Genomic DNA, 13242 nt, shown 5'->3' with positions numbered 1-13242 from the left:
AAAGATAAGGTCAACTGGTTGAGGCGCTTATGGCCCACTCTCTGCTCGAACCCTCCCGCAAAAAGACTCCGTGGCACCTCTGGGTGGTAGGCGTCCTCTCCCTGCTTTGGAATTTAATGGGGGCGATGGATTACCTGATGACCCAAACCCGAAACAGTGAATATATGAGCCAGTTTACCGAGGCGCAGCTGGCGTTCTTTTACGGGTTTCCCACCTGGGTGGTAACCGCCTGGGCGATAGCGGTTTGGGGCGGCGTATTAGGCTCCGTATTGCTGCTGATGCGAAAGGCGGCTGCGGCGCCGGTCTTCCTGATCTCACTGCTGGCCATGGTGTTGACCACGATACACAACTTTGTGCTTGAAGACGGTCTGGCAGTGATGGGCGACAGTGTCGCGCTGGCGTTTACCGCCACCATCTTTGTCGTCGCGCTGATGCTTTGGCTGTACAGCAAACGGCAGGTCGCACTCGGGCGACTGCGTTGAGCCTCGCATCCGGTTAAGCCCATGAGGTAACATTGGTGACCATAATTTCCAGCTAATCCGGCATTTAGATGATCAAGCCCATTCTCTGGGGAGTGGTATTTACTCTGGTACTGCTCTGGTCCGGCTATCAGCCCAAGGACACCCTGACCTGGTTCCTTGAAGTGGCTCCGGCCCTTATTGGCGCGGCACTGCTGCTTTACACCTATCGTCGATTCCCCCTCACGCCCATGCTCTACCTGCTGATTCTGGCGCACTGCATCGTGCTGATGGTCGGTGGTCATTATACCTATGCCGAAGTGCCTCTGTTTGATGCCATCAAGCCGATCTTCGGCTTTGAGCGCAACAACTACGACAAGGTGGGGCACCTGATGCAGGGCTTTGTTCCCGCCATCCTGGCTAGGGAGATCCTTATCCGGCGTGCCGTGGTGAAAAGCCGTGGCTGGATGAACCTGTTTGTGGTGTCTGTCTGCCTGGCGTTCAGCGCATTATATGAGCTGATCGAGTGGTGGGTTGCGCTGCTCAGCGATGAAGCCGCCGACGCCTTCCTGGGCACTCAGGGTTATGTGTGGGACACCCAGTCGGATATGGCCTTTGCTCTGGCTGGCGCGATATTGGCTCTGTTGCTGTTGGGGCGCTGGCATGATCGTCAGTTGGCGAAGCTGTGACTCAGCAATCTTCTGCGATCATCGGGCAGTTGCTGCATGTCGATCCTCCTACGCACTGCGAACCGATTCAGTCCCTATGGAGCGGGTATGGCGCCATTGAGCGCTGGCTTTGGCCAGATGGGCGACGGGTCATCCTGAAACGGATTGCGCCACCGACCGAAGTGCGCCACCCGAGGGGGTGGCATACTGACGTCGGCCATCAACGCAAGCTGGAAAGTTATCTTGTAGAGCAGCGTTGGTACCGCCGCTTTTCGCCTGTTGATGCCGTCTGGCCCCGTTGCCTTGGTATCACCTCACTCGATAACACTACCTACCTTCTCCTCTCCGATTTGGACAGTGAAGGGTTTGACCAGCGTTTCGACACACCTGGTCCGGCCCAGATAGACCATTGCATTCGCTGGTTAGCACAGTTCCATGCCAGGTTTATTGGCGACAAGGGCACGGGCCTGTGGGCGCGAGGTGGCTACTGGCACCTGGATACCCGGCAGGAGGAGTGGCAACGGATGGAAAATGCTTCCCTGAAGGCAGCAGCCTCAGATATCGACCGGACCCTGAAGGGGGCGCGTTGGCAAACCCTGGTTCATGGGGACGCTAAGGCCGCCAACTTCTGTTTTGGCGAAGCGTCTGTCGCTGCGGTGGACTTTCAGTATGTTGGGCGCGGCGCAGGCGTGGTTGATCTTGCCTATTTTCTTGGCAGTGTGTTCGATGGCCCGGAGTTGCAGGAACAGACGGACTACTGGCTCAACCGCTACTTTGAGCTTTTGGCCGATTTCCTGACCCTTCCGGAGCCGTCCAGCAAGCAGCTGGAGCAGGAGTGGCGCAGGCTCTATCCCGTCGCTGTTGCCGACTTTGCTCGCTTTCTTGACGGTTGGGCACCGGCCCATTGGAAGGTAAACGAGTACAGCCTGGCGGTGGTTGAACAGGTTTTGTCTCAGCGAGATTTTTTTCTGCGCTTCTGAGCCTGAACCCGATTCCTGACGTAAGGTTTGATCATGATTGAGATCAGCGCCTTGCACTTTAGCCGCCTCGACGGTACCCATCCCCGGCCCATCCTCAGTGGGCTGGACCTCTCCCTTCCTGCGGGTGCTCAGTGCAGCCTTGTGGGAGACAGTGGCACCGGAAAAACCACGCTACTGAACCTGATGGCGGGATTGGAACCGTGCCAACAGGGCTCGCTCACCGTTCTGGGTTATGACCTGGTTGGCAAGAGCGCCACTGAGCTGGCGCTGTTCCGGCGCAGAATCGGCATTGTGTTTCAGCACTTCCAACTCCTGGAAAGCCTGAGTGTCTACGACAACCTTCTCTTGCCCCATCGCTTGCTGGGTCGGCAGGGCAAGCCACGCCGTCTTCAGATGCTGGCCGATGCCCTGGGGCTGTCGGCTTTGTTGTCCCGCTATCCTCATCAACTTAGTGGAGGGGAGCAGCAACGTGTCGCGGTGTGCCGGGCGCTTATCCATGAGCCGGGTTTGGTTCTGGCGGATGAACCAACCGGTAATCTGGATGAGTCCAACAGCCAGATCGTCGTCGCTCAACTTAAAGCTTTAGCCAGGGAGCTGGGCAGTACGGTCATTATGGTCACCCACAGTGAATCCCTGGCGCGGGGGTTTGACTATCGGCTACGCCTACACAGCGGCCAACTTCATCAGGCGACTGGATGATGGCGGGGCTTTGGTTTCGATGGATTCTGGGAGAGTGGCGCCAGCATCGGGCACTGATGCTCTGGCTGGTTTTGGGTCTGGTCAACGCCGGGGCATTGTTAAGCGCCATCGAAGTATTGAATCGGGCGGCACGAGCCAGCTTCGCACAGTCGAGCGAACAGACTCAGGACTCGCGCCCCTGGAGAATACAGGCCTCAATCTCGGGGCATCACATACCTCATGCCCTTTGGCTTTCGTTGCGTCGCGCTGGCATCGATACCGAACCGATGCTGGAGGGCAGGGCGCTGCTGACTGAAGGGGATTGGCTTCGATTAAGAAACGCTGGGAACACCCTGCTAGCCCATCATAATGAGTGGACCATGCTGACTGATCGCGCCCTGGCTGAAAGGCGCGGTTGGGTAGCCGGACAACAGTTACAACTCAGTGACGGAACCCGTTTGCCACCCATCACCCTGGTTGAGGGTCTCGGCCCCTTTCTCCTGATGGATCTGGCTCCCCTGGCACAGGTGCTCGACAGTGACGATAAGCTGACCTATCTGACGCTGCCCGCTCTGACGGAGGTGGACAAAGCGCATGTGTTGAACTTGCTGCCGCCGGAACTGAGCCTCGTAACTCAGGACAATCCGGCTCAGAAGGGATTGCTGGCTGCACTCAACCTCAACCTCTCCGCGCTTTCCGTACTGGCCTTTGCGGTCGCGCTGTTATTGGCCTTTCACGCGTTTGAAAGATTGCTGCTCAAACGGCGCCGGGCTCATCGTGTTATGCAGCAGTTGGGCATTACACGCCGAGAGTACCTGTGGGTGATCTTAACCGAGTGGAGTGTTCTGGCGCTGCTTTGTGGGGCGATTGGCAGTGCGGTCGGCGTGGCACTGGCCAAACAACTGGCTCCGGGCCTTGGCGATACCCTGGTAAACCTGTACGGGATGCGCAGTGGATTGCAGGTGAACTGGTCTGTGGTTCAGGCACTGGAGATCAGCGTGTTGTTATGGGGCTCAATGGTGTTGATGGGCGCCTGGACACTGTGGCGACCCCAGGGGCGTTGGGCAAGATGGTCTTTGCCCCTGTGCGTTTTGGTGACCCTATTGCTTTGGCAAAACGCCACGCAGGCTTGGCAGGCGCTGCTGGTTTGTGCCCTGACGGTATTGTGCATCCTGCTGGTCGCGCCGCAACTGATGGCGTGGGTACAGCGAGGGTTGGCTGCGCTCAGTCTTCGGCTTCTTCCGGAGCAGGCGGCAACCCTGCTTTGGGCAGCGTCGGACCAGGAGCGGCAACGGCAGCACCTGTCTTTGGCGGCGATGGCGATCACGTTGGCGTTGGCGATGGCTGTTTCTACCCGGGTGATGGTGGGGTCATTTGAAGTGGCTCTGGTAGACCATCTGAATCAGCGCCTGTTCGCGGATTACTACATTGGAGGTCAGGAGAAAACGCTGAGGTCCTGGCTGGGGAAGCTGAATTCGCTCCCTGATGAGGTGTATGTGGAAACCATTGGTTCTCGTCATGGTAGCGTTAACGACTACCCGGTTCGGATCGTGGTTCACGAAGCGACGGAACAGCCCTGGCCCTTTACCCATTTCAAGGCATCGACCCCGGACTGGTGGACAGCCATGGGGGAGGGGGGCTGCATCGTCAATGAGCCCCTGGCACTTCAACTGGGGCTGGCCCTGGACGCGCGTATCCCCATTCAAAGCGGCCAGAGAACATTAAGCTGTCGGCTTGTGGCGATTCAGTACGACTACGGAAACCCGGGTGGCCAGGTGACTATGCAGCGAGACCTGGTTGAGGCCGGGCTCGGACATGTCCCGCTTGAGGGCGTGGCCATCACCACGCCAGATTCGCCCGACTGGGTAAGAGACCGTCTTACTGAATTGGGGATCCCCGATGGTGCGATTCGGCCTCAGGGCGCACTGCGAGAGTTGGCCTTAACCCTGTTTTCCCGCACCTTTGTGATCACCAATGCCCTGGCGAGCCTGACCTTGCTCGTTGGGTTTGTCAGTTGGCTGGCCAGCGTAGCGTCGGCCAGTCGGTTATGGCGTCATGACCATGGGGTGCTGCTGTCCATCGGTGTCACGCCGGGCCAACTGCTTTGGGCCCGGGTTTGGCAGGTGTTCGCACTCCTGCTCGCTATCCTGTTGATTGGCATGGTTGGGGGCCAGATCCTTGGATACCAGTTGCTCAGCCTGGTGAACCCCTTGAGCTTTGGTTGGACCATGGCAGTACATCCCCTCAGTGGGGGCTGGTGGAGCTATCTGGTGATGGCGCTGACCGGCGGCCTGGTGCTGGCGATATGGCCAACCTACCGGGAACTGAAAACAGCACCGGCCACAATGATGGCGATGGAGAGTTAGGCATGGAGAGGAAACCTGGGCAGATTGGTGGTGCAGCAGGGACTGGCATACTGCTCGCCGCCGCCCTGATGCTGACGGGGTGTGAACGACAGCCCACACCTCCTGGCTTTGTGACCTCCGAGTTTGGCGTTCCGGTCGAACCCGGCTACACCCTGACGTTCCCAAGGGACCATGGTCCTCATGGTGAATATGGTCTTGAGTGGTGGTATGTCACTGCCAATCTCTCGGATGAACACGGTGAACACCATGGTTTGCAGTGGACCCTGTTTCGATTCCGGGGGCCGGCGGGCACCCAGAGCTTTTGGTGGGACGGGCAAGGCTATCTTGCCCACCTGATGCATGAAACCGAAGGCCATCATCGGGCCTGGCAGCGGGCTGGTCGCGCTGCCCAGGTTCGGATTGAGCCTGAGCCTTTTGTGGCAGGCATCGACCACTGGTGGCTCCGCAGCGCGGGGACGTCACTGCAGCCTCTCCATCTGGTGGCCAGCGAAGCAGGATTGGCCATCGCCCTTCAGTTGGACGACAGCCCCCTGGTACAGCACGGCGACCAGGGGTTCAGCGACAAAAGTGGCGACGGAAAACTGGCATCCTATTACTACAGCCTCCCTAGATTGCGCGTTCAGGGCTACCTCGATCCGGGTGACGGTTGGCGAAAGGTCAGCGGCTCGGCATGGCTGGACAGGGAGTGGTCTTCGGCGTTTCTGGATGAGCGCTTTAGCGGCTGGGACTGGATGGGGCTTCAACTCGATGATGGCCAAAACCTGATGGTGTTCTGCTTGCTGGCGGCTGAGTCTGGGCAAGACCATTGCGATGGTTCTCTGATCCAACCCGATGGGGCCCTCATTGCGTTAGCGAATGATGTTATTCACTGGCAAGCGGAAGAGTGGGTGGAACTGGGTGACTCAACCTATCCGGTCAAATGGACGCTTTCGCTGCCAAAATATGGAATATCACTGAAGATAGAAACCCGTTCGCAGGATCAACGCAATCAGTTGGACATCGTTTACTGGGAGGGACCGGTCAAGGTGACGGGAAGCCAAGACGGCGTCGGATTTGTAGAGATGACCGGAAGAGGGAGTTCCCCCCGCTGACAGAGCATTTTGAGCATGGTATAACGGGCGCTCGACCCTCCTCTAGCTGTTAGTCCTTAAGCCCATGTTTGAAAAGATAGAACTTGCTCCAGCTGACCCAATCCTTGGCCTGAACGAAGCCTTCCGCGCTGATCCCCGCGATAACAAGATTAACCTTGGTGTGGGTGTCTACAAGGATGAGGCTGGCCAGACCCCGATCCTGACCTGCGTAAAGCACGCTGAGGCCCACATTCTGGAAACCGAATCCACCAAGGGCTACCTCGGTATTGATGGTCATCCCCAGTATCGGGAGCAAGTATTGTCTCTTCTGTTTGGTGCTGACCACGAGGTGATCAAAGCCAGCCGTGCCCGTGCAGCACAAGCGCCCGGTGGTACTGGTGCACTGCGAATTGCAGCCGACTTTATTGCCACTAACCTGCCGGGTAAGCGGGTTTGGATCTCCAACCCTTCCTGGGCCAACCACCGCGGCATCTTTGAAAGTGCTGGCCTCGAGGTGAAGGAGTATTGCTACTACGACGCAGCGAACCGTGCCCTGGACTTCGATGGACTGTTGGCCGACCTGAACAGCCTGGGCAGCGACGATGTAGTGATCCTTCATGGCTGCTGTCACAACCCGACCGGCGTCGATCCGAGTTTCGAGCAGTGGCAACAGATGGCGGCCAGCGCCAAGGCCCATGGCTGGTTGCCGCTGTTTGATTTTGCCTACCAGGGTTTTGCCAAAGACGTTGAAAGCGACGCGGCAGGTTTGCGCCACTTTGCAGAGCAGTTGGGGGAGTTGTTGGTGGCCAGCTCTTTCTCCAAGAACTTTGGTCTCTACAACGAGCGTATTGGCGCTCTGACTCTGGTGGCTGGCGATGCCGACGCCGCAGAGCGGGGCATGTCGCAAGTGAAGCGCGTGATCCGTACCAACTACTCCAACCCGCCGTCTCATGGCGCACAAATTGTGGCGACCATTCTTGCCGACGCCGAACTTAAAGCCCTGTGGCTTGAGGAACTGGCGCAGATGTCCCAACGCATTCATCGCATGCGTCAGGCTTTTGTTGCTGGACTTGCGGAAGCCGGTGTACCGGGTGACTTCGGGTTTATCGAGCAGCAAAACGGCATGTTCAGCTTCTCTGGCCTGAACAAAGACCAGGTCGAGAAACTGAAAGCGGATTTCGGAGTCTACATCGTTGGCTCCGGTCGCATCAATGTCGCTGGCATGACCGAGTCCAACCTGCCGACGCTTATCCAAGCCATCGCTTCGGTCTACTAAGCCGATACCGAACCTAAAAGGGCGCCAATTAAGGCGCCTTTTTTATGTTTCGAACGCCACTGAACCGGCGGCTCGGTGGTGCCAAATTCGCCTCTTCTGACGTTTTTTAACCACTCAAACAGGTGGTTCATTGAAAAATTAGAGCAACTTCAAATATCTGCTCTGGCAGAGTGCAAACGGCGCTTGTGTCCCTCGGTCCTTTCTGTTTTAATTGCTCGCGCTTTCGGGGACAGCCTGAAAGCCTTGGCGCGTTGGCAGAGTGGCTATGCAGCGGATTGCAAATCCGTGGACCTCGGTTCGACTCCGGGACGCGCCTCCATCTTCGAAACCCCCACCCATCGGTGGGGGTTTTTCGTTTGCCCCTTAAAAAAGTTGCCTATACTCAGTGGCCCTCCAACGAACAGGGCCAAATGATGAAACAAGGATCGCTCATTCGCTTGTACCTGCTCAGCACGCTTGTGCTGGTGATTTTCGTCCTTCTGGTACCGGTTAAGGTGTAAACTTCGGTTTTCTTTACAGCACAATCGGAAGATTCGACGTTTTTTGTCGGGTGGGGGATGGGTATAATCGCCGTTTTGACCCAGAAACCTAACGCGAAAATCGATGCAGAAACTGGACGTATTTGCGGTACTCAGGGAAGCGTGGGAGTTAACCCGCCAAAACCTGAACCCCCTGCTTGGGGCATCGCTGTTAACCTTTGTCATTCTGGTGGCCAGCGCCATGTTGCTGGTGCAACTGTATGCCAGCATGCAGGGGTTGGATCTTACCGACGCCGAACAGCTCAAACAGTCTATGGAACCGGTACAGCTGATTCTGGTTCTTATCCTGGCCCCTTTTGAAGCCGCCCTGGCGTACATGGGGTGGCGCCGTGCCACCGGCCAACCGGTTGAGATGAGCATGGTGTTCCGGAGTTGGGCCATGGCGGTCCCGCTGTCGCTGATTGCCCTGGTCACTGCGGTAGTGGTTAACCTCGGCCTATTCTTGCTGGTACTCCCCGGTGTCTACCTTATGGCGGTATTGAGCCAGGCGAATCTCTATTACCTGTTCCATCGCGGCTCCCCAATCAAGGCAATGATTGATTCCGCCAAGGTGGTGCATGGCCAACTGTTTGCGGTGATCACCGTCTATTCCGCGATGATCGTCATCCTGATGGTTGCCACCATCCCGATGGGGCTTGGTCTCGTACTCGCGATCCCGATGTTCTTCCATATGAAGGGTGTGCTGTTCCGGGAACTGTTCCCTGAACTCTCTCCGCAAGCGGCTACCCCTGAGGAGCCCAAGTCTGAAGAAACCCGTTCTGACTCTCACTTTGAGGCGTAACCATGGCAGTTAAAACCGGCCGTTTGGCCAGCGTGGTTCTGGGCCTCAGTGCTGTCGCTGCAGCATTGCTCTGGGTTGAGACCGAAGCGGTTCGTCCCGAAGCGCCAATGGCGGGACTGAGGGTGGTCAAAAACGCTCCGGTCAGTCGCCAACCCGATTTCGATGCCTACACCGATGTGGCTGAGAAGAAGGAGGCGTTTTTCAACTTTCTTCGTCCTATGGTCGAAGCGGAGAACCGCAAGATCGCGGAGCAACGCGCCTTCATTCAGCGCGCTCAGGAACGTTTGTTGTTGAGTCAGCCCCTGAGTGAGGCTGAGTCTACCCACCTTTCCAATCTGGCTGGCGTGTACGGTGTTGAGATCCGTGCTTTTACCCCGGAAACCCTTGATGACCTGCTGGTTCGCGTCGATGAGGTTCCCACCGCCATGGTGCTGGTTCAGGCCGCGAATGAGACAGGGTGGGGCAGTTCCCGCTTTGCCCGCGAAGGCCAGAACTATTTTGGCCAGTGGTGTTTCCGAAAAGGGTGTGGCCTGGTACCCAATCAACGTCAGGGTGGGATGAATCATGAGGTCGCCCGTTTTGACAGTGTCCAGGACTCGGTCTCCTCCTATCTGCGTAACCTGAATACCAATCCCGCTTACCGGGAATTGCGGGATATTCGCCAGAAGATGCGACTGCAAGGGAAAACCCCCAGCGCAGAAGACCTGATCCCGGGATTGATCCGCTATTCAGAGCGAAAAGAAGCTTACATCGATGAGCTGCTCACCATGCTCAATCAAAATCGGACCTATCTGCTATGAAATCACGGACGATTGCCGCGGCGCTCACTGCTGCGTTAGCGCTGCCTGCACAGGCGTTAAATCTCGAATATGGCGGTTTCTATGATCGTCTGAAGGTGGTCAATAAAACCGACTATCCCCTGGTCAGCATGGCGTTCTACCTGAACCACCGGGAGCGTCGCGAGCCCTGCACCATTCAGGGGGGCAGCATCATCGATCGGGGTAACACCCTGCCACTCACCATCGGCCCTCGCCAGGAACTTCTGGTGCCGTTCGATGCTGAGCTCAAAGACCATAAAGCGGTGCTGAGCGTTCAGGTTGAAGACGAGGCCCAGTGCGATTTCGCGATGCAACTTCGCTACAGCGACACGACTCAGCAACGGTTTACCCAATCTGATTGGCAGGCGATGGTGGGGCAGTTTGACGGCGTGTTAAAGCGTTTCGCTGGCTTTCCCTTCCGCTGGTTGCAACCTGACGTCAGCGGCGTTGTGGTGATGCTGGCGGAGGGCACCGAGGTTCAGCCTGCCAAGTGGGAAGCAGAAGTCGACTCTGGTCGCCTCACTTTGCGATTGGACCAATTGGGAGAGGACACTGTGGTGTTTTCCCAACCGCCTATCTGGATCAGTCCCTACATCGAGCGCTAAGACAGGGCCGCAATTGCGGCCCTTTTTTCGACCAAGCAACGTTTGAAGCGGTAAGTTGGGGTAGGGCAGCGGTAGCCAGATCCAAAAAGGGCCCCGTAATGGGGCCCTTTTCGTCTAACGCGGTTTAGGGTTGGTAGACGTTGACCACGTCAATACGCGCCTCTTCCTGACGCTTATCCAGCTGAATATGACCGGAGTTGTCGGCATCCAGGAAGTCGAACGCTGGCAGGTCAGCTTCAGCAACGCTACCGGTAAACTCGGCGTCCGGATCACGCTCCAGTCCGACAAAATCGAACTGGTTGCGGTCAACCAACTGAGAGGGGGCAGTGTTCTGCAGGGCGGTGAAGATGGTTTCGATGCGGCCCGGGAACTGCTTGTCCCAGTCGTTGAGCATCTCTTTAACCATCTTGCGCTTCAGGTTCTCCTGAGAGCCGCACAGATTGCACGGAATGATGGGGAACGCCTTCAGATCGGCGTACTCTGCGATGTCTTTCTCGCGGCAGTACGCCATCGGACGGATCACCATATTCGCGCCGTCGTCGGACAGCAGCTTAGGTGGCATCGCTTTGAGCTTGCCGCCGTAGAACATGTTCAGGAACAGCGTCTCAATGATGTCGTCACGGTGGTGGCCGAGCGCGATTTTGGTTGCACCGATCTTCTGGGCAAAGCCGTACAGGGTGCCACGACGCAGGCGAGAGCACAAAGAGCAGGTGGTTTTGCCCTCCGGGATCTTCTCCTTAACGATGGAGTAAGTGTCCTTCTCCAGGATGTGGTAAGCGATCCCAAGTGTTTTGAGGTAGTCCGGCAGGATCTCTTCAGGGAATCCCGGTTGCTTCTGGTCCAGATTGACTGCCACCAACTGGAAGTTTACCGGTGCACGATGCTGCAGATTCAACAGGATATCCAGCAGGGTGTAGCTGTCCTTACCTCCGGACAGGCATACCATCACCACATCGCCCTCTTCGATCATCTTGTAATCGTCGATGGCGCTGCCTACTTCGCGGCGCAGCCGCTTTTGCAGTTTGTTTAGCCGGGTTTGTTGCTTCTGACTCAGCTCTTGCACTGATGGAGTCCTCAAAAAGGCCTAGTGAACAGGTGCGGCATTATTCCAGCAAGACCCGCAAGGGTAAAGGGGCAGGCAAAGAAAACGGCGGCACTATAGGCCGCCGTAGCTGTAGGGGGTGATTGGGATCACTCCGGTTTTACCGGCGACTCAAAGCCTTCCGGTTTGATCGCCAGCAGGTCGCACTCCAGACTGTCAATAACGTGCTCTGCGGTATTGCCGATAAGGGCTGCAGAGAAGCCGGTGCGGCCAACGGTGCCCAGCACCACCAACTCCGCTTCCAACTCTTCAGCCAGCTCTGGGATCACATCCTCCGGCAAGCCTTCGATAACGTGGCAGTGCTGCTCATCAATATCATGCTGTCGAGCCAGTTCGCTGATGCGAAGCTGATGGTGGGCCTTCAGCGATTCGTTATAGGCGTGAGCATCGAAGTCAGGCAACTCGATGGCGATATTAACCGGCGTGCCCGGGTAACCATTAACCAGATGGATCTCGCCATTGATGGCCCGGGCCAGCTTCTTGGCATGACCGATGATATGGTCGTTCAGCGTTTGGTGGGCCTCATCCTCAGCGGCAACATTCACCGCCACCAGAACTTTGCCCTGCTCAGGCCAGTTCCCCTCTTTGACCAGCAATACCGGCACCGGAGATTTCCGCAGCAGGTGCCAGTCTGTCGGGGTGAAGATAACGGATTTGAGCTTGTCGTGGTGATGCGTGGATTTGACTATCACATCGTGCTGGCCGGTAATCGCCTGCTCAATGATCGCTTCAAAGGGACGGTTGTGCCAGGCCACCTTGGTATCGACGGAGATGCCCTGATCCCGATAGGTGCGTGCCTGCTGTTCCAGCCATGCCTGGCGTTGAGTGACAATGCTGTTTCGCATCGCTTCTCGTTCGTCGACCGACAACATGGAGGTCATTTCGTAGGAGAAATCAAAGATGCAGACCAGCAGTGTCAGATGGCCATCGCAGCACTTGGCCAGGTGTGCCGCCCGGATGAGCGCAGGTTGCGCCTCGTGGGTGGGGTCAATCGCGACCAGGATGCGTTTGTAGGTTCCCATGAGTGTCTCCTTAAGCCAATGGCCCTCACCTATAGGTTGGCAAAAGCTGGGCCTTTTTCCTTGTTCTAGATCAGATACCAACAAGAGAACGCCCAGCATTTAGCTGGGCGTTGAGAGAACTTAGCGACCGATGCGGGCGTGTCCGGCTAACTCTTGTAGCGCGTCCGGGTCGGTAATGGTGATGTACTTGCCTTTCACCTCAATCAGACCCGACTTTTGGAACCGGCCCAGCAGGCGACTGATGGTCTCTACGGTGAGCCCCAGATAGTTACCGATGTCACCCCGTGTCATGGAGAGGCGGAACTCTTTGGAGGAGAAACCGCGATTGCCAAAACGGGTGGCCAGATTACTGATGAACGCGGCCAGGCGCTGCTCTGCGTTCTTCTTGGACAGCAACAGAATCATCTCCTGGTCGCCCATGATCTCGTTGCTCATCAGACGCATGATCTGCTGACGAAGACGCGGCATGGAGCCGGAGAGTTGATCGAGGGTGTCGAAGGGGATTTCACACACCATGGCCGTTTCCAGGGCCTGGGCAAAACTTTGGTGGGTGTCGGCATGGATGCCGTCGAAGCCCACAACGTCGCCAGCTAGGTGGAATGCGGTGATCTGCTCTTCACCGGACTCGGTGATGGTGTAGGACTTAATGGATCCAGAACGGATGGCAAAGAGTGAACGGAGAGGTTGACCGGACTGGAACAGCAGATCACCTTTCTGAATCGGCCGTTTTCGCTCGATGATCGAGTCCAGCTTATCCAGCTCATTGGTGCTGAGCGTAAAAGGAATACACAACTCTGAAAGGCTGCAGTCGTGGCAGTGAATGGTGCAACCACTGCCGGCTTGCCGCTTTGCGTGTAGGCTATCCAATTTCATGCTGTT

At 57.0% G+C, this 13242-nt stretch carries 13 protein-coding genes and 1 tRNA gene; 11 read left to right on the top strand and 3 right to left on the bottom strand.

The genetic code is table 11. The features are described from left to right. The first annotated feature begins 29 nt into the window (after positions 1 to 29). From KUV52_RS13495 to KUV52_RS13445, 11 genes are all read left to right on the top strand, one after another. Positions 30 to 482, top strand: coding sequence for a hypothetical protein (locus KUV52_RS13495; protein ID WP_222526443.1), 453 nt, complete (start codon positions 30 to 32; stop codon positions 480 to 482). A gap of 68 nt (positions 483 to 550) precedes the next feature. Continuing rightward, positions 551 to 1147: a DUF2238 domain-containing protein gene (locus KUV52_RS13490; RefSeq protein ID WP_222526442.1), complete on the top strand. Its 597-nt coding sequence runs from the start codon at positions 551 to 553 to the stop codon at positions 1145 to 1147. Next, positions 1144 to 2106 (top strand): phosphotransferase, encoded by a 963-nt coding sequence (locus KUV52_RS13485; protein WP_222526441.1) that lies wholly within the window; start codon positions 1144 to 1146, stop codon positions 2104 to 2106. The genes KUV52_RS13490 and KUV52_RS13485 overlap by 4 nt, the downstream gene beginning before the upstream one ends. A 33-nt stretch (positions 2107 to 2139) precedes the next feature. Next, positions 2140 to 2805, top strand: coding sequence for an ABC transporter ATP-binding protein (locus KUV52_RS13480; protein ID WP_261389985.1), 666 nt, complete (start codon positions 2140 to 2142; stop codon positions 2803 to 2805). Beyond that, a complete protein-coding gene (locus KUV52_RS13475; protein WP_222526440.1) occupies positions 2802 to 5150 on the top strand; it encodes an FtsX-like permease family protein in 2349 nt (782 codons plus the stop codon). Before KUV52_RS13480 ends, KUV52_RS13475 begins: the two co-directional genes overlap by 4 nt. A gap of 2 nt (positions 5151 to 5152) precedes the next feature. Then, positions 5153 to 6241, top strand: coding sequence for a lipocalin-like domain-containing protein (locus KUV52_RS13470; protein WP_222526439.1), 1089 nt, complete (start codon positions 5153 to 5155; stop codon positions 6239 to 6241). A gap of 64 nt (positions 6242 to 6305) precedes the next feature. Further along, positions 6306 to 7496, top strand: a complete 1191-nt coding sequence (locus KUV52_RS13465) for an amino acid aminotransferase (RefSeq protein WP_222526438.1) — start codon at positions 6306 to 6308, stop codon at positions 7494 to 7496. Between the two features lie 245 nt (positions 7497 to 7741). Beyond that, positions 7742 to 7815, top strand: a tRNA-Cys gene (locus KUV52_RS13460). Positions 7816 to 8099: 284 nt separating this feature from the next. Next, positions 8100 to 8816, top strand: a complete 717-nt coding sequence (locus KUV52_RS13455; protein WP_222526437.1) for a hypothetical protein — start codon at positions 8100 to 8102, stop codon at positions 8814 to 8816. A 2-nt stretch (positions 8817 to 8818) separates the two neighbouring features. Then, complete coding sequence (locus KUV52_RS13450; RefSeq protein WP_222526436.1) at positions 8819 to 9616, top strand: glucosaminidase domain-containing protein; 798 nt, start codon at positions 8819 to 8821, stop codon at positions 9614 to 9616. Continuing rightward, complete coding sequence (locus tag KUV52_RS13445; protein WP_222526435.1) at positions 9613 to 10239, top strand: DUF2987 domain-containing protein; 627 nt, start codon at positions 9613 to 9615, stop codon at positions 10237 to 10239. The genes KUV52_RS13450 and KUV52_RS13445 overlap by 4 nt, the downstream gene beginning before the upstream one ends. Before the next feature lie 124 nt (positions 10240 to 10363). On the opposite strand, the gene ttcA is transcribed toward KUV52_RS13445, so the two are convergent. The 3 genes from ttcA to KUV52_RS13430 all read right to left on the bottom strand — a co-directional run bounded on the left by ttcA (position 10364) and on the right by KUV52_RS13430 (position 13236). Next, positions 10364 to 11302, bottom strand: coding sequence for a tRNA 2-thiocytidine(32) synthetase TtcA (gene ttcA, locus KUV52_RS13440; RefSeq protein ID WP_222526434.1), 939 nt, complete (start codon positions 11300 to 11302; stop codon positions 10364 to 10366). 128 nt (positions 11303 to 11430) lie between these two features. Continuing rightward, on the bottom strand, positions 11431 to 12363 hold the full coding sequence (uspE, locus tag KUV52_RS13435) for a universal stress protein UspE (protein ID WP_222526433.1): 933 nt from the start codon (positions 12361 to 12363) through the stop codon (positions 11431 to 11433). Between the two features lie 120 nt (positions 12364 to 12483). Continuing rightward, positions 12484 to 13236, bottom strand: a complete 753-nt coding sequence (locus tag KUV52_RS13430; protein ID WP_222526432.1) for an FNR family transcription factor — start codon at positions 13234 to 13236, stop codon at positions 12484 to 12486. Between the last annotated feature and the right edge of the window lie 6 nt (positions 13237 to 13242).

It is taken from the genome of Ferrimonas balearica (assembly GCF_019802055.1).
Classification (GTDB): Bacteria; Pseudomonadota; Gammaproteobacteria; order Enterobacterales; family Shewanellaceae; genus Ferrimonas; species Ferrimonas balearica_A.
Note: the sequence above shows the minus strand (reverse complement) of the source record. Positions and strands in the feature narration are given on the sequence as shown.

Excerpts from the sequence above, each read along its gene's own strand:
- uspE (WP_222526433.1), bottom strand. The coding sequence starts at position 12,363 with ATGGGAACCTACAAACGCATCCTGGTCGCGATTGACCCCACCCACGAG.
- KUV52_RS13495 (WP_222526443.1), top strand. The coding sequence starts at position 30 with ATGGCCCACTCTCTGCTCGAACCCTCCCGCAAAAAGACTCCGTGGCAC.
- KUV52_RS13445 (WP_222526435.1), top strand. The coding sequence starts at position 9,613 with ATGAAATCACGGACGATTGCCGCGGCGCTCACTGCTGCGTTAGCGCTG.
- KUV52_RS13475 (WP_222526440.1), top strand. The coding sequence starts at position 2,802 with ATGATGGCGGGGCTTTGGTTTCGATGGATTCTGGGAGAGTGGCGCCAG.
- KUV52_RS13480 (WP_261389985.1), top strand. The coding sequence starts at position 2,140 with ATGATTGAGATCAGCGCCTTGCACTTTAGCCGCCTCGACGGTACCCAT.
- KUV52_RS13470 (WP_222526439.1), top strand. The coding sequence starts at position 5,153 with ATGGAGAGGAAACCTGGGCAGATTGGTGGTGCAGCAGGGACTGGCATA.
- KUV52_RS13455 (WP_222526437.1), top strand. The coding sequence starts at position 8,100 with ATGCAGAAACTGGACGTATTTGCGGTACTCAGGGAAGCGTGGGAGTTA.
- KUV52_RS13465 (WP_222526438.1), top strand. The coding sequence starts at position 6,306 with ATGTTTGAAAAGATAGAACTTGCTCCAGCTGACCCAATCCTTGGCCTG.
- KUV52_RS13450 (WP_222526436.1), top strand. The coding sequence starts at position 8,819 with ATGGCAGTTAAAACCGGCCGTTTGGCCAGCGTGGTTCTGGGCCTCAGT.
- KUV52_RS13430 (WP_222526432.1), bottom strand. The coding sequence starts at position 13,236 with ATGAAATTGGATAGCCTACACGCAAAGCGGCAAGCCGGCAGTGGTTGC.
- KUV52_RS13490 (WP_222526442.1), top strand. The coding sequence starts at position 551 with ATGATCAAGCCCATTCTCTGGGGAGTGGTATTTACTCTGGTACTGCTC.